General features: G+C 72.1%; 19 protein-coding genes. 5 read left to right on the top strand and 14 right to left on the bottom strand.

Going from position 1 to position 19,057, the window contains the following annotated elements:
- Positions 1-8: 8 nt before the first annotated feature.
- Positions 9-548: a M48 family metallopeptidase gene (locus M8C13_RS20395; protein ID WP_252482233.1), complete on the bottom strand. Its 540-nt coding sequence runs from the start codon at positions 546-548 to the stop codon at positions 9-11.
- A gap of 209 nt (positions 549-757) precedes the next feature.
- Between M8C13_RS20395 and M8C13_RS20400 the strand changes: the two genes are divergently transcribed.
- The 3 genes from M8C13_RS20400 to M8C13_RS20410 all read left to right on the top strand — a co-directional run bounded on the left by M8C13_RS20400 (position 758) and on the right by M8C13_RS20410 (position 3,589).
- Positions 758-913: a DUF5679 domain-containing protein gene (locus M8C13_RS20400; RefSeq protein WP_185009861.1), complete on the top strand. Its 156-nt coding sequence runs from the start codon at positions 758-760 to the stop codon at positions 911-913.
- Between the two features lie 194 nt (positions 914-1,107).
- A complete protein-coding gene (locus M8C13_RS20405) occupies positions 1,108-2,193 on the top strand; it encodes a ThiF family adenylyltransferase (RefSeq protein WP_252482234.1) in 1,086 nt (361 codons plus the stop codon).
- Between the two features lie 79 nt (positions 2,194-2,272).
- Entirely contained in the window at positions 2,273-3,589 is a 1,317-nt protein-coding gene (locus tag M8C13_RS20410) for an AarF/ABC1/UbiB kinase family protein (RefSeq protein ID WP_252482235.1), read from the top strand.
- A 321-nt stretch (positions 3,590-3,910) separates the two neighbouring features.
- Here the strand turns inward: M8C13_RS20410 and M8C13_RS20415 are convergent, their stop codons facing one another.
- The 11 genes from M8C13_RS20415 to M8C13_RS20465 all read right to left on the bottom strand — a co-directional run bounded on the left by M8C13_RS20415 (position 3,911) and on the right by M8C13_RS20465 (position 14,916).
- Positions 3,911-4,096, bottom strand: a complete 186-nt coding sequence (locus M8C13_RS20415; RefSeq protein ID WP_252482236.1) for a hypothetical protein — start codon at positions 4,094-4,096, stop codon at positions 3,911-3,913.
- Between the two features lie 18 nt (positions 4,097-4,114).
- Positions 4,115-4,765 (bottom strand): response regulator transcription factor, encoded by a 651-nt coding sequence (locus tag M8C13_RS20420; RefSeq protein WP_252482237.1) that lies wholly within the window; start codon positions 4,763-4,765, stop codon positions 4,115-4,117.
- 339 nt (positions 4,766-5,104) lie between these two features.
- A complete protein-coding gene (locus tag M8C13_RS20425; RefSeq protein WP_252482238.1) occupies positions 5,105-5,962 on the bottom strand; it encodes a class I SAM-dependent methyltransferase in 858 nt (285 codons plus the stop codon).
- 90 nt (positions 5,963-6,052) lie between these two features.
- A complete protein-coding gene (locus M8C13_RS20430) occupies positions 6,053-6,277 on the bottom strand; it encodes a hypothetical protein (protein WP_252482239.1) in 225 nt (74 codons plus the stop codon).
- Complete coding sequence (locus tag M8C13_RS45480; RefSeq protein ID WP_374213106.1) at positions 6,274-6,657, bottom strand: WhiB family transcriptional regulator; 384 nt, start codon at positions 6,655-6,657, stop codon at positions 6,274-6,276. Before M8C13_RS45480 ends, M8C13_RS20430 begins: the two co-directional genes overlap by 4 nt.
- A gap of 118 nt (positions 6,658-6,775) precedes the next feature.
- Positions 6,776-7,051 (bottom strand): hypothetical protein, encoded by a 276-nt coding sequence (locus tag M8C13_RS20440; RefSeq protein WP_252482240.1) that lies wholly within the window; start codon positions 7,049-7,051, stop codon positions 6,776-6,778.
- 123 nt (positions 7,052-7,174) lie between these two features.
- A complete protein-coding gene (locus M8C13_RS20445; protein WP_252482241.1) occupies positions 7,175-9,625 on the bottom strand; it encodes an ATP-dependent DNA helicase UvrD2 in 2,451 nt (816 codons plus the stop codon).
- A 4-nt stretch (positions 9,626-9,629) separates the two neighbouring features.
- The gene (gene nudC, locus M8C13_RS20450; RefSeq protein ID WP_252482242.1) at positions 9,630-10,538 is read right to left on the bottom strand and encodes an NAD(+) diphosphatase; all 909 of its coding nucleotides are present in this window, start codon (positions 10,536-10,538) and stop codon (positions 9,630-9,632) included.
- On the bottom strand, positions 10,535-11,917 hold the full coding sequence (locus M8C13_RS20455) for a pitrilysin family protein (protein ID WP_252482243.1): 1,383 nt from the start codon (positions 11,915-11,917) through the stop codon (positions 10,535-10,537). The genes nudC and M8C13_RS20455 overlap by 4 nt, the downstream gene beginning before the upstream one ends.
- A complete protein-coding gene (locus tag M8C13_RS20460) occupies positions 11,914-13,197 on the bottom strand; it encodes a pitrilysin family protein (RefSeq protein ID WP_252482244.1) in 1,284 nt (427 codons plus the stop codon). Before M8C13_RS20460 ends, M8C13_RS20455 begins: the two co-directional genes overlap by 4 nt.
- 18 nt (positions 13,198-13,215) lie before the next feature.
- On the bottom strand, positions 13,216-14,916 hold the full coding sequence (locus M8C13_RS20465) for a DUF2207 domain-containing protein (protein WP_252482245.1): 1,701 nt from the start codon (positions 14,914-14,916) through the stop codon (positions 13,216-13,218).
- A 69-nt stretch (positions 14,917-14,985) separates the two neighbouring features.
- Between M8C13_RS20465 and M8C13_RS20470 the strand changes: the two genes are divergently transcribed.
- Positions 14,986-16,032: a neutral zinc metallopeptidase gene (locus M8C13_RS20470; RefSeq protein WP_252482246.1), complete on the top strand. Its 1,047-nt coding sequence runs from the start codon at positions 14,986-14,988 to the stop codon at positions 16,030-16,032.
- Positions 16,033-16,340: 308 nt separating this feature from the next.
- Positions 16,341-17,492, top strand: a complete 1,152-nt coding sequence (locus M8C13_RS44585; RefSeq protein WP_305883977.1) for a neutral zinc metallopeptidase — start codon at positions 16,341-16,343, stop codon at positions 17,490-17,492.
- 39 nt (positions 17,493-17,531) lie between these two features.
- On the opposite strand, the gene M8C13_RS20480 is transcribed toward M8C13_RS44585, so the two are convergent.
- Together M8C13_RS20480 and M8C13_RS20485 are read right to left on the bottom strand one after the other, a co-directional pair.
- A complete protein-coding gene (locus tag M8C13_RS20480; protein WP_252482247.1) occupies positions 17,532-18,404 on the bottom strand; it encodes a nucleotidyl transferase AbiEii/AbiGii toxin family protein in 873 nt (290 codons plus the stop codon).
- Positions 18,404-19,003 (bottom strand): type IV toxin-antitoxin system AbiEi family antitoxin domain-containing protein, encoded by a 600-nt coding sequence (locus M8C13_RS20485; protein ID WP_252482248.1) that lies wholly within the window; start codon positions 19,001-19,003, stop codon positions 18,404-18,406. The genes M8C13_RS20480 and M8C13_RS20485 overlap by 1 nt, the downstream gene beginning before the upstream one ends.
- Positions 19,004-19,057: the final 54 nt, after the last annotated feature.

Raw genomic sequence — 19,057 nt, forward strand, 5'->3', positions numbered from 1 at the left:
GACCTAGCTCAGCCCCCGTCCCCGTCGACCTCGATCCCCAGGCCGGCCGCCGCGGCGAGTCCTTCCAGGAAACCCATCGCGCGGTCGGTCTTGGGATAGGCCCGCACCAGCTGCCAAAACTCGGCGCTGTGCCCGTGCACCAGCAGGTGCGCCAGCTCGTGCACCAGCACGTAGTCCAGCACCCAGGACGGCACGTCGCGCAGCCGCTCGCTGACCCGGATGGACCCGTCGCCCGGCGAGCACGAGGCCCACCGGGTGCGCATCGGCGGCACCCAGCGCACGCTGCCCGGCACCGCCTTGCCGTCCAGGTACTTCGCGGACAGCTCGGCACACCTGGCCAGCAAGACCTCGTCGGAGGAGCGGGCGGGGGAACGCCGCCGCGTCTCGTTGCGCTGGAGCTTGCGCAGCATCTCCTCGACCCAGTGCTCCTCTTCAGCCCGGCTCATCCGCGCCGGGAGCAGGACAACGATCTTGTCCCCCTCGCGGTACGCGGTGACCGTGCGTCGACGCCGCCAGCTGCGGCGTACCTCGACCTGCGCCTTCGCCACGGGGTTCACCGTACGGCCAGCACCGACATTTTGGCGGCAGCCATCCACAGGCAAGGTCGGGTGAAGCGGGCACACCGTGGCTGTGTCGTTCCGGCGGTTCCCAGAAACCACAGGTAGCGTGGCCGCGAGTCGCGAGCGAGGCGGGCGGGCCGAGCTCAGTCAACCCCGGTCGTGGGAGATCGGGGCCACAACAGCCAAGGGAGGTCGCCGTGGCCGAGAGCTACAACGGCTACTGCGTGAAGTGCCGGGAGAAGCGGGACTTCGAGGGCCAGGTCGAGGAAAGCAACAACCGTCGGATGGCCAAGGGCACCTGTCCGGTGTGCGGAACCAAGATGACCCGAATTCTCGGCAAGGCGACTGTCTGACCGAACAGACCGTCGCCACAACACGCGACACCACACGAACCGAGGGGCGGCTCACCACGAGCCGCCCCTCGGTTCGTGCCCGCGTCTACCAGCCCAAACCCCACTCCAACACCCCCGCCGCCAATCTGTGGATAACCCATCCCCCTGTGGATAGCTTTTTTCCACTTTCGCCCCCACCCTGCGACGGTGGCCGCATGACCAGCACTCTCCTGCCCACCGCACCCCCACCTCCGGCCACCAGCGCCGATCCCCCGCAGACCCGCACCAGGCCGCGGATCCTGCCCTGCCTGCCGGTGCTGCGCCGCGAGGACGACGCGGTCCAGCTCGGCCTGGACCGCAGACACGGCGTGCTGCTCGACCGCCTGTCGCCCGACCAGGTGAAAACCGTGCTGCGCCTGGACGGCGGGCACACCGTGGCCGATCTGCACGACCTGGCCCCGCCCGCCCAGGTCGACCAGGTGCTCGACCTGCTGGAGGAGGCCGGGCTGCTGGACGAGCCGGTCGGCCCTGGCGCGGGCGGGCGGCTGCGCAGCGACCGGGCCACCTGGGCCTTACGCACCGGCTCGCCGCCGGAGACGTTGATCGCGCTGCGCGAGCACGCCGCGGTGCTCGTGGTCGGCGGCGGCAGGCTGGCCACCGGCATCGCCGGGCTGCTGGCCACCGCGGGCGTCGGGCACGTCCGGGTGGAGACCCGCGGCGCGGTGGACGCCGACGACCTGGGCTGCGGGTTCACCGAGGCCGACGTCGGGCAGCCGAGGGAGGCGGCCGCGCGGGCGCACCTGCGGCGCTGCTCGCCCTCGGTGCGCACCGAGGCGCTGCCCACCCGCCGCCGTCCCGACCTGGTGGTGCTCACCGACTGGCACGCACCGGACGCGGTCCGGCTGAACCAGTTGATGGTCGAGCGGGTGCCGCACCTGGCCGTGCGGGTCAGCGAGGGTGTGGGCTACGTCGGGCCGTTCGTGCGCGCGGCGCGGGGCGCCTGCCTGCAGTGCGTGGAACTGCACCGGGGCACGGTCGATCCGCACTGGCCGCGGATGTCGGCGCAGCTGCTGCGGCAGGTGCCACCGCCGGAGCTGAGCTGCGCGCAGGCCACCGCGGCGCTGGCGGCCACCCAGGTGTTGCTCGCGCTGTCCTGGCCGGAGACCGGGCGGGTGCCGCCGCCGAGCTGGTCCGCGGTGCTGGAGATCGACCCGATCAACGCGTCCATGGGAAAGGAGGTGCTCAAGCCGCATCCGGATTGCCCCTGTGGCGCTGGCTCACCCCATGCTGATTACATGTAGTCAGACAACTAGGTGGGCAGGGCCGCCGCGACGGCCGGGTCCGTCCTGACCGCTGTCGACCTCGGGGGAGAATCGCTCGGTGACCGAAATCCCGCGCCGTGCCGTCGCTCGCACGGCCAAGCTCGCCAGCCTGCCGCTCGGCGTGGCGGGACGTGTCGCCGCCGGCTGGGGCAAGCGCCTCGTCGGCCACAGCGCCGAGGAGATCAGCGCGGAGATGTCCGCCAAGACCGCCGAACAGCTGTTCGCGGTGCTGGGGCAGCTCAAGGGCGGGGCGATGAAGTTCGGCCAGGCGCTGAGCGTGTTCGAGGCGGCCATTCCCGAGGAGATGGCCGCGCCGTACCGCGAGGCGCTGACCAAGCTCCAGTCCGCCGCGCCCGCGCTGCCTGCCAAGACGGTGCACCGGGTGCTCGCCGAGCAGCTGGGCAGCGGCTGGGCCAAGCGGTTCAGCGAGTTCTCCGACGAGCCCGCGGCCGCGGCCAGCATCGGCCAGGTGCACCGCGCGGTGTGGCACGACGGGCGCGAGGTCGCGGTCAAGGTGCAGTACCCGGGCGCGGACGAGGCGTTGCTCGCCGACCTGCGCCAGCTGGAGCGCTTCAGCAGGCTGTTCCAGGCGGTGGTGCCCGGTATGGAGGTCAAGCCGCTGCTCACCGAGCTGCGGGAGCGGATGGTCGAGGAACTGGACTACCGCAACGAGGCGGCCAACCAGCGCACCTTCGCCACCGCCTACGCCGGGGACGATCGGGTGTTCGTGCCCAGGGTGGTGGCCAGCGCGCCCAGGGTGATGGTCACCGAGTGGGTCACCGGCACCCCGCTGTCGGCGATCATCCGGGACGGCGACCGCGAGCAGCGGAACGCGGTCGGCGGCAGGCTGGCGGAGTTCCACTTCTCCGCACCGGCCCGCTCCGGTCTGCTGCACGCCGACCCGCATCCCGGCAACTTCCTGGTGCTGCCCGACGGCAGGCTGTGCGTGCTGGACTTCGGCGCCTGCGCCCAGCTCCCGGACGGCCTGCCGGAAACCCTGGGCGTGGTGACCCGGATGGCCCTGGAGGGCCGCTCCGACGACATGCTGACCAGGCTGCGCGACGAGGGCTTCGTCCGCCCGGACGCCGAGCTCGACGCCGAGGACGTGCTCGCCTACCTGGGCCCGTTCGTCGAGCCGCTGCGCACCGAGCGGTTCCACTTCACCCGGTCCTGGCTGCAGGGCCAGGCCGAACGGATCAGCGATCTGCGCGGCCCGGACTTCCGCACCGGCCGGTCCCTGAACCTGCCTCCGCAGTACCTGCTGATCCACCGGGTGACCTTCGGCTCCATTGGCATCCTGTGCCAGCTGGACGCGGAAACCTCCCTGCTGGACATCGTCACCCAGTGGCAGCCCGGCTTCGCCGACGAGAGCTGACCGGCCCCGCCACCAGCGGGACAGGCGGACGGCTCGCGGCGAAGGCAGCTCGCGGCCGCGAGGGCCGGGTGAGGAGAAGGGCCGGGCGGCGGCTCGGGGCGACGGCTTCCTGCGCCGGAAGCGGCGAAGGACCGGGCGGTTCCGCTCTACGGGAGCGGCTGGGCGTCGGGCGACTACGCGCAGCGGGAGCGGCTGAGCGCCGCGCGACTCTGTGCGGAGCGGTGCGGGGCTGGTGGTGCTGGCTGGAGCCGGTGGTGCGGGTCCGGGGCTGGTGGTGCTGGGTGGGCTGGCTGGCCGAGGAGGGCTGGGTCCGGGGCAGGATCACCAGTACTCGTCGGGCAGTTTGCCCTCGATGTCGCGCACGTGGGCGCGTGCGCAGTCGGGGCACAGCCAGCGGGTGCCGCGGGTGGTGTGTTCGGCGGACCAGGCGAGGCGGACGGCTGGGTTGGCGTCTTGGTCCTGCCGGTGGCCGCAGCGGATGCACATCGGTGTGTCGGGCTCACCCATGTGCCTGACGGTAGCGCCTTAGCCGAGCAGCGCGGCGTCGTGGGCGATGAGGGCAGCCTGGACCCGGTTGTCGCAGCGGAGCTTGGCCAGCATGCGGCTGACGTGGGCCTTGATCGAGCTCTCGCTCAGGCACATCACCCTGGCGATCTTGGCGTTGGCCATGCCCTTGGCCACGTGCACCAGCACCTCGCGTTCCCGCTTGGTCAGGGCGCGGACCCGGTGCGAGGCGCGGTCCCTGCGGTCGGCCTCGGCGCCCGCGACGTGGTCCACCAGGCTCCGGGTGGCCGCCGGGGACAGGATCGCGTCGCCGGCCGCGACCACCCGGACCGCGTTGACCAACTCCTCCGCGCGGCCGGTCTTGGGCAGGAAGCCGACCGCGCCCGCGCGCAGGGCCGGGAGCAGCAGGTCGCCGACGGCCGGGGCGGCGAGCATGACCACCCTGGTCACCGGTGAGTGGCGGCGGATCATCCGGAGCGCGGCCAGTGCGTCCGTGCCGGGCATCACCGCGTCGAGCAGCAACACCCTGGGCCGGTGGGTGCGCACCAGGTCGACCGCGCCGGGGCCGTCCTTGGCCTCGCCGACCACGACGATCTCGGTCGCGCGGTCCAGCACGCCGCGGACGCCGGTGCGGATCAGGAGCTCGTCATCGGCGATGCCTACGGTGATCAAACCGGTGCGTTCTGGCGTCGGGACACTGGATCGCTCCGATGTGTTGTCTCGTCGGTAGACCGGCGCTGTTCTTGTCATCAGCGTCATCTCTGCACCCCTACAGATTTCGTTGCCTGTGGGCAGGTGTCCGAACTCAAGAGATCGGATGGCTAAGTCTGACTCGAATCCTGACTGACTGGCTAGTCATCCAGTCGGCCGAGTCCGCTCAACGTGCCGGGGTGGCGACGAACAGTGACGACGGGGCCGCTTGCCGAACCGTTACCGAGGCCGCGACGGGGTTACCGGCGGGTCTTCTCGGTATGCGTCCGATCGGCGTCGTGCGGTACGGCGTTGGTTTGGTCAGCTGGGGGCGGATCCCAGGTGCACGGTGTCGCCTGCCAGCCAGTAGATGTCCTCGCGGTTGGCGACGTAGGCCTCGTCGGCCGGGTCGAGCAGCCGGAGCAGGGTGGTGCGGTCGGTTTCGGACAGGGCGTCGATGGTGACGTCCTTGAGCCAGTGCAGGCGGTGCACCACGGCGGCGCGCAGGGACTCCGGCAGCGGGGCCGGGTGGTCGGTGATGAAGCTGCGGGCGGTGACGCCGGTCAGGCCCGCCTTGGCCAGGACCAGGTTCCAGCCGTAGGGCAGCGGGACCGCGCCGTCGAGCTCCTGGCGGAGGCGGCAGAACCAGGCGTCGCGGGTGGCGGCCAGGCGTTCTTCCAGGCCAGGGGTGCCAAAACCCAGGTCCCAGGGCAGCACGCGGATGGGCAGGCCGCCCTCGACCAGGGCCAGGGTGCCGCCGGGGCGCAGCAGTGCGGCCAGGTCGTCGACGGCTCGCTGCTGGTCGGGCAGGTGGTGCACGACCCGGCTGGCCCAGACCAGGTCGGCGCGGGGCAGGGTGGCCAGCACCGCCGGGTCGGCCAGGTCGTCGGGGACCTTCTCGATCTTCACCACGGCCGGGTCGATATCGGACTGGGCGTGGGTGGCGGCCACGCGCAGCAGTTCTTCCTTGGCGTCGAAGAGCACCAGGGTGCCGCCGCCGCGGGCGGCCAGCGCGCGGGCCAGGTGCGCGGACATGCCGCCCGCGCCGCAGCCGATGTCGAGCACGACCTCGGTGGACCCGGTGACCAGGGACCCGGCCAGGGTGCGGTGGGTGTGCGCGGTCAGCTCGTCGTGCTGGCGGAGGCGGGCCAGCCACTCGCCACTGTCGTAGTCGGCCATATGAAAACCATACCCATTAACGCCGACAGGCGTTGCTCCACGGGGAAGCAACGCCTGTCGGGGTTGTCGGAGTAGGGATCGGGGTGGGCTTCAGGACGCGGAGAACCTCTCCGCGCGGCGAGCCGCCCACCTGGACAGCGCCCGCCACCGGCGTGCCGAGGCCAGCTCGCAGGCAAGCCTGCGTTCGGCCGACACCCGTTGAGCCTCCTGTATTCGTACCTTCGACAGTTCTTCGTACAGATGCATCGTCTTGAATCCTCGGCTCGGTCGTTCGATGTTCATGATCAGGAAGGTGGCATCGCCGCTGGAGTTCACGCCGCCGCCTCCTCAGTGCCGGTCGCGACCTGGGTCGCGGAGGTCTCGACGCGGTCGGTCTTGCGCGGACGGCCGCGAGGCCGCTTCTTCGCGATGACCACACCGCGCTCGAAGATCTCGCCACCCCAGACGCCCCAGGGCTCGCGGCGGGTCAGCGCACCGGCCAGGCACTCGGCGAGCACCGGACAACCAGCGCAGAGACCCTTCGCGGCCTCGAGGTCGGCGGGGGCGTCGGCGAACCACAGGTCTGGGTCGTTGACACGGCAGGGCAGGTTGAGACCTGCGCCTGACGCGTCGTCCAACAGGTCAGTCACACCGGCGGAGGTGTCCCAGCCGGTAGGGGCCACGTCGCGAGTCGACGGAGCGGTGACGGTAAACAAGGTTTTCTCCTTCAGTACCAACGGGTTTGGTGCTGGATTTTCGGGTGGAACGACAAAAAGGCCGCGGTCCCTGATGGGGGTCCGCGGCCTGGAGAGGTCGGTCATTCCTGACCTGGGGTCAGGGACTTCTCTCCAACGCGGACATACGACGCTCATCGGTGTTCGGCACATCGACGGCAGCCGGGATCAGGGTGGTAACGGTGGCGGGGGTCCAGGCAGCGAACACACTGGTCCCCTGGATCTGGGCATAACGCCGGGCGGCAAGGCCGACCCTCGCGTTCACGCAGAAGCCAGCGCCCTTGAAGACGCCGTTACCATTGATGCCATGGCCAGACGGGCCGAATTCTCCGGTCGAGGGGTGGGCCGGAGTACCGATGATCATCAGTTTCTTCACGACGTCCACCCCCTTCCCCAGTAGGCGAGACCGAGTCTCGCGGGCTCGGGGCTCTTCGCACCCGGCTGTTGCAGGTTATTGCTGAGTCCCACGGGCATGCAACCGCTTTTTACAGATTGCTTCTCAACTGCCCGATCGTGTGTCTTCCCCGTGGTCAGACGATTGCGCGCCGTGCACGAGCGCGAGCACGTCGGCGCCGAAGCGGGTCAGCTTGGTGGCGCCGATCCCGGAGATCGACACCAGCGCCGCGTCGTCGGCGGGCCGCTGTTCGGCGATCGCGGTGAGGGTGGCGTCGGTGAAGACCACATACGGCGGGACCTTGAGTTGTTTGGCCCGCGCACCCCGCCAGGCCAGCAGCCTGGCGAGCAGCTCTTCGTCCACAGTGGACGGACATCCGGCGCACCGGCCGAGCTTGATCGCGGTGGTGCCGACCAGCGCGCCGCCGCAGCCCCGGCAACCCGGTTTGACCGGTTGTCGAGACACTGTGTTGACGGACACAGCCCTGGCCGGCAGGGCGGCCGGATGGTCCTCCGGCATCAGCCCGTTGAGGAAGCGGCTGCGCCGCCGGTACCGCTTGCCGCCCTCGGCCCGCGACAGCGCCCAGGACAGCCACAGGTGCTCGCGGGCCCGGGTGATGCCGACGTAGAACAGCCGCCGCTCCTCCTCGATGGCCGCGAGGTCGGCGGCCGAGTCGCCGATGGCGTGCTGGATCGGCAGCGTGCCCTCGACCAGGCCGACCAGGAACACCGCGTCCCACTCCAGGCCCTTGGCCGCGTGCATGGAAGCGAGGGTGACCCCGGCGACGGTGGGCGGGTGCTGGGCCTCGGCGCGGGCTTCGAGCTCGGCGGAGTAGCGGCGCAGGTCGGCCTCGGGCAGGGCGGTGAGCAGCTCGTCGGCGACGCGGACCAGGCCGGCGAGGGACTCCCAGCGTTCGCGGGCGGCGCCCCCCGCGGGGGGCTGGGGGGTGAGGCCGAGGGGGGCGAGGACCTGGCGGACGACGCTGACCAGGTCGAAGGAGGGGGCGGGGCGCGGCGGGAGTGCGGCTTCAGCGGAGTGCGGGGCGGGCGAGGTCTGCGTGGCGACGGCGGAGTGCACGGCTGGCGCGGTCCGGGCGTTGGCGGAGTGCAGGGCGGACGAGGCGTTCGCGGCGTCGGCGGAGTGCAGGGCGGACGAGGCGTTCGCGGCGTCGGCGGAACGCGAGCCGGACGGGGCGTTGGCGGCGCGCGGGGCGGGCGGGGCCTGCTCGGCGTTGGCCGGGTGCGGGGCGGGCGAAGCCTGGGCGGAGTGGTGTGGGAAGGCGGCGTCGACGGGGTGGGGTGGGAACTCGTCGTCGGCGGAGCGGGGGCGGGGGCGGGTGAGCACCGCGGCGCGGATGGCCTGCATGGCCTGGCGGACCTCGGGGCGGTTGAAGAAGCGCTCGCCGCCGCGGACCAGGTACGGGATGTCCGCCTCGGTGAGGGCCTGTTCGTAGACCTCGGACTGGCCGTTGACCCGGAACAGCACCGCGATCTCGCTCGCCGGGACGCCCGCCTTCATCAGCTTGCCGATGCGGCGGGCCACCGCGCGGGCCTCGGCCGGTTCGTCGTCGAACTCGGCGAAGTGGGGCCTGGGGCCCTTGGGGCGCTGGCCGATGAGCTTGAGGCGGGAGCCGCTGGGGCGGTCGCGGGCGGCGCTGATCACCTGGTTGGCCAGGGAGACGACCTCGGGGGTGGAGCGGTAGTCGCGTTCCAGGCGGACGATCACCGCCTCGGGGTAGCGGCGGGGGAAGTTGAGCAGCCAGTGCGGGGCGGCGCCGGCGAATGAGTAGATGGTCTGGTTGGCGTCGCCGACCACGGTGAGGTCGTCGCGGCCGCCGAGCCAGGCCTCCAGCACGCGTTGCTGGAGCGGGGTGACGTCCTGGTACTCGTCCACCACAAAGCACCGGTACCGGTCGCGGAACTCGGTGGCGACCTCGGGGTGTTCCTCGAAGACCGCGGCGGTGTGCAGCAGGTAGTCGTTGAAGTCCAGCATCCGGGCTTCGGACTTGAGCTTCTCGTAGGTCTGGTAGACCGTGACGATCTGTTCGGCGGCGGCGGGCAGGTCGCGGGTGGCCTTGGCCGCGGCGGCCGGGTAGTCGACCGGGGCGACCAGTGAGGACTTCGCCCAGTCGATCTCGCCTGCCAGGTCGCGCAGCATCTCGGTCTCGGTGGACATGCCCGCGCGGCGGGCGGCCTGGGCGATGGCCCGCATCTTGCCGTCGATCAGCTGCCACGGGTCGCCGCCGATGACCCTCGGCCAGAAGTAGCGCAGCTGCTTCATGGTGGCGGCGTGGAAGGTGCGGGCCTGCGCCTGGTGCACGCCCAGCTCGCGCAACCTGGTGCGCATCTCGCCGGCGGCGCGGCTGGTGAAGCTGACCGCGAGGACCTGGCCGGGCGCGACCAGTCCCCGGTGCACCAGGTAGGCGATGCGGTGGGTGATGGTGCGGGTCTTGCCGGTGCCCGCCCCGGCCAGCACGCAGACCGGACCCCGTGGGGCCTCTACCGCTGCGCGCTGTTCCGGATCCAGTCCCGCAAGAAGCGTCTCGGCGTCACCCACCGCCTCATCCTCGCATTGCCGCCCAGCTGTCCAGCATGCGGCGCGCGATGGAGGTCTCCGGCGGCAGCCGCAGCCCCGGGATCTCGCCGTCGTTGGCGATGGCCTCGCGCACCTTGTCCCGGTGCACCCACATCGCTTCCTCGATCTCGCCGTCGGCCGGGGTCAGCGTGGCCCCGGCATCGGCCAGCGCGGCGAAGCCGACCATCAGCGAACGCGGGAACGGCCACGGCTGGCTGGCCAGGTAGCGCACCTCGCGCACCTTGACGCCGACCTCCTCGGCGACCTCGCGCACCACGCAGGCCTCCAGCGACTCGCCGGTCTCCACGAACCCGGCCAGCACCGAGTAGCGCTCCGGCGGCCAGATCGGCTGGCGGGCCAGGATCACCTGGTCCGCGCCGTCGTGCACCAGGCAGATCACCGCGGGGTCGGTGCGCGGGTACTCCTCCCGGCCGCAGCCGGTGCAGCGGCGCGCCCACCCGGCCCGCTCGGGCTTGGTGGGCGAGCCGCAGCGCGCGCAGAAACCGGAGTGCCGGTGCCAGGTCAGCAAGCCGACCGCGGTGGTGAACAGGCCGGCGTCGGTGTCGTCGAGCAGGGCGCCGGACATCCGGAGGTCCTGCCAGTCCTCGTGTTCCAGCCCGTCCTCGGCGGGCACGGCCCAGTAGGAGCGGCCGTCCTGGGTGCCCAGCAGCACCGCGGTGTCCCCGGGTTCGGGCGAGTGCTCGACGGCGGCGCGGTACCGCAGCGCCGCACCGCCTTCGAGCAGCTCGACCCGGCCCCGGCCGTCCACCACGAGCAGCTGCGCCTCGCGCCAGAGTTCGGCGAGGCGGGCCGGGTCGTCCCGCAGCAGATCGTCGCGATCGACGGTGGAGCGGGACAACGCGGGCAGCCGGTCGAGCTGGAACTCCTGGGTCACGGCAGGACAACACCGCCGAGGGCGCCCATTGTTCCGGCCAGCGCGTCCGCATCGCCCACCACGACACCGGTCCAGGCGTCCGGGGCGAAGAACTCGCGGGCCGCCTCGGCCACCTCCTCGACCGTGACCTGGGCCAGCCTGCGCTGGTGCGCGCGCAGCCAGTCGAAGTCCAGCCCGAAGGCGGTCAGCGACAGCAACGTGTTCGCCAGCCCGGCCTGGGATGCCTCGGCGATCAGCTGCATGCCGATCAGGTAGTTGCGGGCGGAGTCCACCTCGGCCTGGGTAGGCGGCGAGACCACCATCCGGCCCAGCTCGTAGCGGATCTCCAGCAGCGCGGCGGCGCTGACGTCGCTGGCGGTGTCGGCGTCCAGCAACAGGGTGGCGTTGCCGGGGGTGTACTCGAAGGCGGAGCGGGCCGAGTAGGTGAAGCCCTTGTCCTCGCGGATGTTCTCCACCAGCCGGGAGGAGAAGTAGCCGCAGTACACCAGGTTCGCCAGCTGCAGCGCGGCGTACTTCTCGTGCCCGCGCGGCACCGCCTGGGTGGACAGCCGGAACTGGGACTGCACGGCCCCGGCCCGGTGCACCAGCCGCAGGTCGCCGCCCTTGAGCTCGGGCAGTGCGGGCAGCGGGGTGGCGCTGCCCTCGCCGCGCCAGCCGCCGAGCTTGTCCGCGACCAGCTCGATCATCTTGTCCGGCTCGACATCGCCGACCAGCACCAGGATCGAGCCGCGCGGCAGCAGGTTGCCCCGGTGCAGCGCGCGCACCTGCTCGGCGGAGACCTCGGCGACATCGGAGTGCAGCGGCACCTCCTTGGTGAAGGGGTGGTCGCCGTAGCGGTGCTTCTGCAGCGCCTCGCGGGCGATGGTGCCCGGCTCGCTGCGGGCCAGCGCGATCGCGTTGACCAGCCGCTCGCGCTCGCGCAGCAGCTCGTCCTCCGGGTAGCTGGCGCCAGTGAGCAGGTCGCCGAGCACGTCCAGCTGCACGTCCAGCCCGCTGGCCAGGCCCTCGCCGCTGAAGGAGAGCCGCTCCGGGTCGACGGTGGCGCTGATCGAGGAGCCGACCAGGGCCAGCTCGTCGGCGATCTGCAGGCGGCTGCGCCTGCCGGTGCCGGTGGTCACGGTGGCGGCCAGCAGCTCGCCGATGGCCGGGTGCTTGGCGTCGGTGCCGGCGAAGGGCACGAACAGCCGCATGCCGACCAGCGGCACGGTGGGCCGCCTGGCGGCCACCACCCGCAGGCCGTTGTCCAGGATTCTGTCCACAATGGACACTTCGGTGGCCACGTTCTGCTCGCCCAGCGGCGGCAGCGGACGCGGACCGATTTCAGTGCGGCCGATCTCCTCGGCGGTGCGGAAGCGACGCTCCACAGTGGACTCGGTCACTGGTCTCCTCCGGCGTTGAGCACGAGCACGGCGCGGGAGTCGGGGCGCAGCGCCTTGGCCGCGGTCACCACGTCCTCCTCGCTGACCCCGGCGATCCGCCGCGGCAGTTCGCTGATCAGCTCGGCCCGCCCGAACAGCAGCTCGGCCGCGCCCAGGGCGAGGGTGCGCGACATCAGCCGGTCGTGCTCGGAGTACAGCGCGGCGGCCCAGCGGGCCTCCACCCTGGCCAGCTCGTCGGTGTCCGGGCCGTCGGAGGCGAGCCGGTGCAGCTCCTCGTCCAGCGCGCCCAGCACCCTGGAGACGTCCACAGTGGACGGGTGGATGGCGGTGACGGTCAGCGTGTCCGGGTCCCGCGCGTCCAGCGCGCTGCCCAGCAGGCCGCACCGGGCGCCGACCTCGACCACCAGCTCCTCGTCCTGGGTCATCCGGCGCTGCAACCGGGAGGAGTCCCCGTCGGTGAGCAGCGCGGTGAGCACCACGTAGTTGAGGTAGGAGTCCAGGTCGGTGGACGGGTCGGGCAGCCGGTAGCCGACCGCGACCCCGGGCAGGGTGGCGTGCGCGTCGATGTACTCCCCGCGCAGCTCGCCCTGCGGGAACGGCTCGGCGAAGGACGGCCGCACCGGCACCGGGCGGGCAGGCACGTCGCCGAAGTGCTTGCCCACCAGGTCGATCGCCTCGGCCAGCACGAAGTCACCGGCGACGGTGAGCACCGCGTTGCCAGGGGCGTAGAAGGTGTCGAAGAAGGTCGCGCAGTCCTGCAGGCTCGCCTGCTCCAGGTCGGAGAAGTCCCCGTAACCGTTGTGCGCGTTGGCGAAGGTGGAGTACAGCACCGGCGGCAGGGTGATCCACGGGAACCCGCCGTAGGGCCGGTTCAGCACGTTGAGCCGGATCTCCTCCTTGACCACGTCGACCTGGTTGCGCAGGTTCTCCTCGGTCAGCTTGGGCGCGCGCATCCGGTCGGCCTCCAGGAAGAGCATGCGCTCCAGCGCCGCGGAGGGCGCCACCTGGAAGTAGTCGGTGTAGTCCGGATGCGTCGAACCGTTGAACACCCCGCCGGAGCCCTGGACGTGCCGGAAGTGGGCGAGTTTCTCCAGGCTTTCGCTGCCCTGGAACATCAGGTGCTCGAACAGGTGCGCGAAGCCGGTCCGGCCCTCGGGCTCCGATCGGAAGCCCACGTCGTAGTGCACGCTGACACACACCACGGGAGCCGTGCGATCAGGCGCGAGCAGAACGCGCAGCCCGTTGGCGAGAGTCACCCGGTGCAGCTGGGGATCTGACATGACGTAAGACTACGGGCCTCAGCGCAGCGCGCGCAGGTGCCCGGCCTCGGCCAGCACCCCGTCCACCGCGGCCAGGAACAGCGGGAAGTGCGCCGCGAACCGCCGGAGGTCGGGCGTGGACTCCTCCCCTTCGGCCGACTCCCCGTACCAGTAGAGGCCGGGGGTGCCGTCGGCGTCGGACTCCAGGGTGGCGAAGGCGCGCAGCCAGCGGTCGGTCTCACCGAGCACCACCGCGTAGGGCAGCGAGCGGGAGAACACCATCTCGCGGTCGGCGGGCGGGATGTCGTCCACCTGGACCGTGTGCAGGTAACCGCGCAGGCCGCGGACCTGGGCCAGCAGCGCGCTGCCCCGGCGGGTGCGGGCGGGCATGGAGCGGGCGCCGACGGCCAGCGCGATGCCCGCCACGATGACCGCCAGGCCGAGCACGGCGTAGGTGGTGGTGAAGGCCAGCACCAGGGTGGCCGCGATGCCCAGGCCGGTCAGGCCGAGGCCGACCCACCACCAGCGGGTGCGCTCGGTGTCCGGGCGGCGGGTGAACCACTGCCGCTCGACCACGTCGGTGTAGAGCGCGTCGCGCACGCCGGTCAGGTCCAGGCCGCCCTCGCCGCGCAGCTGGCTGAGCAGCACCTGCTCGCGGTCGCCGGTGAACAGGGTGTCGTAGACGGCGCGCTCGTAGTCGGTGAGGTAGTCATCCGGCGGGTTGCGGCGCACGATCCGCCAGTTGGCCACGCCGCTGCCGCCGTGGATCTCCTCGATCCACAGGTAGTTGCGCACCGCGAGGTCGACCAGGGTGGCGGTCACGTCCACGACGTCGACGTGCTCGTCCACCACGGTGCCGACCTGGCCGGGCAGCACGCCGTCGGGGGAGGCGAAGCTGACCCGCTGCTGCTCGTCCGCGAGCAGCACCTGCACCGGGCCGACGTCGCTGGCCAGCGCCTTGGCGTCGCGGCCGCGGGCGAACCAGAGCAGGCCGACGCCGCCGAGCAGCAGCAGCGCCAGGCCGCCGAGCCCGGCCAGGGTGACCGGGGTGAGCGCGAAGGCCTTGGCCAGCGTGGAGCCCTGGTCGAAGCGGGCGTTGGCCGGCACGGTGCCCGCCTCCAGGCCGACCGCGAGGTCGATCCGCTCGCCCTGCTTGAGACCGATGTTGCGGGCCGAGGCGGCCTCGCCCGCGACCACCTGGGCGTTGGTGCACAGGGTCGCCGAGCCGGGCGCGCCGGCCAGGCAGGTGACCGAGGTGGGCGGCTTGGGCGAGACGAAGCTGATCTCGACCGAGTCGACGTCGGCGCTCCAGCCGCCGGAGACCTGCCAGCGCACGTCCTGGGTGTCGCCGGAGTCGCTGACCGCGCCCTCGACGGTGTAGGTGACCTTGGACTGACCGCCCTCCAGCCGCAGGGTCAGCTCCTCGGCGTTCTGCTCGACCCTGCCCTTGCCCTCGACCTTGGCCCCGCTCACGGTGAACACCCGCTCAACCGCGTCACCAGCGCCGATGCGCAGCGGGACGGTCCGGCTGACGCTCTGGCCTTCCGGCACCGCGACCTGCTCGGTCACACTGAGCTTGCCGTCCCGCTCCAGCCGCAGGGACACCTCGGCGGCCACCGTGCCGGGCAGTCCCTGCGGGCCGGTCGGCTCACCTCCGCCCGAGGGTGGCGGGGGCACAGCGAGGAACGCGACAGGTGCCAGCACGGCCGCGGAGAGCAGAGCGCCCCAGTTCGTCAACACGGCAGCGGAGGATAGCGGCATCGACCTATGCTTCGGGGCATCGAGTGGGAAAAGAGGGGTGAGCACGCGATGACGGCGCCTTCAGGGCCGGGTCAGCCGCCGGAGCACGGCGGGAGCGCGGGCTCGGGCCACCCCGCGTACCACGACCCGTACCCGGCCTACGCCGACTACTCCGGCTACCTCGATCCGGAGCCGCCGAAGCCGCCGCGGCGCCGCAAGAACTCACCGCTGACCATCCTGCTGGTGCTGGTCGTGCTGGTCGGGTCGGTGGTGGTCTACGCGAAGGTCACCGCGAACAACGCGGCCGAGCCGGACAACTCGGCGCAGTCCTCGCCGAACAGTCCCGGCACCACCGCGGCCCCCGGCTCCACCCAGCCCTCGCCCGCCCCGCTGCGGCCGCGGCCGACCCGCAAGCTGGAGGACCACCCGCTGATGGTCGACGGCGGCAAGCTCGCCTTCGCCCAGTGCGACCTGCCCAAGATCGGCCGGGCCACCGACCAGCTGCGCACGTACTACCTGGCCGGCATCGACTGCCTGGAACGGGCCTGGACCCCGCTGCTGGAATCGGCGAACCTGCCCACGCACAAGGTCGAGCTGGACACCTCGGCCGACATCACCGAGACCGCCTGCGGCAAGGCGGACAAGGACGAGCAGTTCGTGGCGATGTACTGCTCGCGGAACTCGATGATCTACATGCCGACCAAGCGGCTGCTGCGGGTCTACGGCACCAGCTCGCCCGGCGGGCACCTGGCCACGCTGGCGCACGAGTACGGCCACCACGTGCAGTCGCTGAGCGGGATGCTCGCCGCGGCCGGGCAGAAGCAGGAAGAGGCCGGCGAGGGGACCCCGGGGTCAGCGGAGCTGTCCCGCCGCCTGGAAATGCAGGCAAACTGCTTCGCGGGCATGTTCCTTGCCGCTACGGTCGGCCGCGGCACCGTGACCAAGGCGCTGGCCGACAAGGCGGTCAACGACTTCCGGCAGGCTGACGACTCCCCCGACAGCCAGTCCAGTCACGGCACCGGCAAGAACCAGGGAGCCTGGGCCAAGCGGGGTTACGCGTCCGGCAACGCGAAGGACTGCAACACCTGGGCGGCCAAGCCCGCAGACGTGAAATGAGCTGAGCACCGAGCATGACCACGCCGCCTCCCCCCGGCTCGTGGCCGCCACCGGGACCCGGACCGCAGCCCGGTCCGCGCGCCGGCTGGCCACCGCCCGCGCCGGTCGCACCGCCGCCGCGCCCCGCCCCGGTCGCCCCGCAGGGCACTCGCCGGATGCCGCCGCCCGGTGCGGTGCAACCGCCGCCGATGTCCTCGGGCCCGCAGCACCGCCCGCCGATGCCGACCGGTCCGCAGGGCAGGCCGCCCGGTCCGCCGCCCGGTGGTCCGCGCCCGCCTGGTCCGACTGGCCCGCCGATGGGTCCGCCGATGGGCGGGATGCCCGGTGGCGGGTTCGCGCCGCCGCCGCGCGCGGTGATGCCGCCGCCGATGGCCGCCCCGCACAGCGCGCCGCGTCCCGGCGGTCCCGGTGGCCCTGGTGGGCCGCCCCCGCCGTGGCTGCCGCCGCAGCAGGCCTGGCCGATCGGCTTCCCGCCGCCGCGCCGGAAGTCCTCCGGCCCGGTGGTCGCGCTGGTGCTGGTGGGCGCGCTGGTGCTGGGTGTCGGCCTGGTCGCGATCGCGATCGGCAGCACCCGGCGGACCTCGGTCGCCGAGCCCGGCTACACCTTCCCGAGCTACACCGGCCTGGCCCGGACCACCGGCCGCAGCAGCACGACCACCACGACCACCACCACCGGCAGCACCTCGGGCCGGTTCACCACCACCCGCGCCAGCACCTCCACCAGCAGCGCCCCGCCGCAGCCCCGCCCGGTGCCCAAGCTCAAGGACAACCCGCTGCACCTGGCGGGCAAGCCGGTCGCGCCGGCGAACTGCAACCTGCCCGCGTTCAAGTCCAACCCGGACGCGCTGCGCGCCTTCTACGGCGCGGCGGTGAAGTGCATGCACGAGGCCTGGGCGCCGGTGATGCGCGCGGCGAACCTGCCGGACGACCCGCCGGGCCTGGAAGTCGTGGTGGGCAAGGACAACAGCCCGTGCAGCTCCGGCGGCTACTCCAGCGGCGCGTTCTACTGCGGGCGCAACCACACGATCTACATGAACGCCAGGGTGGAGCGCAACGACGGCCAGAACGTGCAGGCCGGTCCGAGCCTGGGCGTGATGGCGCACGAGTACGGCCACCACGTGCAGTCGATGAGCGGCATCCTGGGCGCGGCATGGGACCTGATGTACGACGCGGGCCAGACCTCGGCCACCGGCCTTGAGCTGTCCCGCCGCAAGGAGCTCCAGGCCAGCTGCTTCGCCGGCATGTTCCTGGCCGCCGCCTCCGGCCGCGCCTCGGTCAACCGCAACCTGGCCAACGCGGCCATCGCCGACCTCGGCCAGCGCGGCGACTGGCCGAACAACAAGCGCCCCCGCGACCACGGCTCCCCCGGCAACAACAAGGCCTGGGCCAACCACGGCGCCAAGTTCAACAACAGCCGCGACTGCAACACCTGGGACGCCAAGTCCGACATCGTGAGCTGACCACTCCGCGGTGGTGCCGTTCCCGGCGCCACCGCGGGATCAGCGCACGGCGCCTGCCGGGTCGTCGAGCGCGGTGGCCCAGAAACCGCGCACCAGTGCCAGTGCTCCGGCGAGGTCGGCCGCGGTTTCGGTGAGCCGCTCCGCCAGCACGGGGTAGTCGCTGCTCCACCGCGGCGGCGGATCGGGAATGGCGACCGGGCACGGGTGCGTGTCGCGCACGGTGAACACGTGCCGCACCACCTCGACCAGAGCGCGGTCGGCCGGCAGCCCGTTCTCGATCAGGAGAACCAGGTCGACCAGGTCCTTGACCCTGGTGTTGGGGCGACCACCGTAGTCCCGGGTCAGCGCGTGCAGCTTCTCCGCGAAGTGCTGGCGCGGTTCCACGGCCTCGATGGACCGGGCCGGAACGTCGGCGAACCCCAGCAGGCCCGGAAGCCGCAGTTGCTCGGTGGCGGCCAGTTCTTCTCCTCTGGCCGCGACGTCGAGCCGGATCGCGGCGAACACCTTGCCCGCGAGCCAGGCCTCGACCGAGAACCGCCAGGCGCCACGACCCGCGGCATCCGCGGCCAGCGGCACCGGCGCCTGGATGCGGCAGGAGAACCAGTCACCATCCGGGTCTTCCTCGAGCGCCTCGACCAGCAGCTCCCGCACCGCCAGGCCATCCGCCGCGCCGTCGGCGACCGCGAGGTCAAGATCCTTCGTCGCTCTGGCGCGGTCCCGGAGCCGGAACTCCAGTACCGCACCACCCTTGAGGATCCACTGCGCTCCGTCGTCCGCGGCGAGGCGGGCCGCCACCCGGTCGAACACGACCCGGCGGCGGAGTCTGCCGAGGTCGGTGCTTTCCCGCTCGGCCTGCTGTTTGAGCCGGGTCTCCAGCGCTTGGCGCAGATCGGGCGCGCTCCGGTACTGCATCACTCCGCCTCCGCGCGCAGGGCCCGTTCCACGGCCAGCTCGGTCCGCGCGCCCATCTCCTGGGCCGCGTGCAGGAGTCGCCGTCGGCTCACCATTCCCCTGGCGAGGAGCTCACCGGCGGCGGAGTCGACGATGTCCTGGTCCATTCCCGCCGCGGCCGTCTCGAGGACGGCCCGCAGCGGGGTGGTGACCTGGAAACCCGAGTGCCGCTGCACGTCCTCATCGGTCAGCCGGGCCCGGTGCAGCACCACCGCGCTGTTCTGCTGCCGGAAGCCGGGTGGCACGGTCAGGTGGATCTCCGCGGGGTTCGCGATGCCGAGGTCGTGCACCGCGAGCGCGCTGGTGTGCGAGACGACGGCGCGGTCCCGGCTCCAGATCGACCAGCGGACGAACTGGTCGGTGTCCTCACTGGGCAGGTCCAGGTACTCGCGGAAGCGGTAGACCGCCCGGTCGACCCGCAGCCAGTTTCCGCGCTGCCGGTGGAACCGCTGTGCTTGATAGGAGTAGCCGGCCGCGAGGGCGTCCGCCGCGGTGAAGTAACCGCGCTGGCGGGCGGCTACCTGCCAGAGCCGGTCACGCGGGCCTCGCTCGTCTGACACCCGGTCACCGTACCTCATACTCAGAGTAAGTTTTAGTTTTGCGCACCGAGTGCG

The organism is Crossiella sp. SN42 (assembly GCF_023897065.1).
In the GTDB taxonomy this organism is placed as follows: Bacteria; Actinomycetota; Actinomycetes; order Mycobacteriales; family Pseudonocardiaceae; genus Crossiella.

Excerpts from the sequence above, each read along its gene's own strand:
- M8C13_RS20460 (WP_252482244.1), bottom strand. The coding sequence starts at position 13,197 with ATGTCAGATCCCCAGCTGCACCGGGTGACTCTCGCCAACGGGCTGCGC.
- M8C13_RS20425 (WP_252482238.1), bottom strand. The coding sequence starts at position 5,962 with ATGGCCGACTACGACAGTGGCGAGTGGCTGGCCCGCCTCCGCCAGCAC.
- M8C13_RS20415 (WP_252482236.1), bottom strand. The coding sequence starts at position 4,096 with ATGGGTGAGCCCGACACACCGATGTGCATCCGCTGCGGCCACCGGCAG.
- M8C13_RS20470 (WP_252482246.1), top strand. The coding sequence starts at position 14,986 with ATGACGGCGCCTTCAGGGCCGGGTCAGCCGCCGGAGCACGGCGGGAGC.
- M8C13_RS20480 (WP_252482247.1), bottom strand. The coding sequence starts at position 18,404 with ATGCAGTACCGGAGCGCGCCCGATCTGCGCCAAGCGCTGGAGACCCGG.
- M8C13_RS44585 (WP_305883977.1), top strand. The coding sequence starts at position 16,341 with ATGGGCGGGATGCCCGGTGGCGGGTTCGCGCCGCCGCCGCGCGCGGTG.
- M8C13_RS20405 (WP_252482234.1), top strand. The coding sequence starts at position 1,108 with ATGACCAGCACTCTCCTGCCCACCGCACCCCCACCTCCGGCCACCAGC.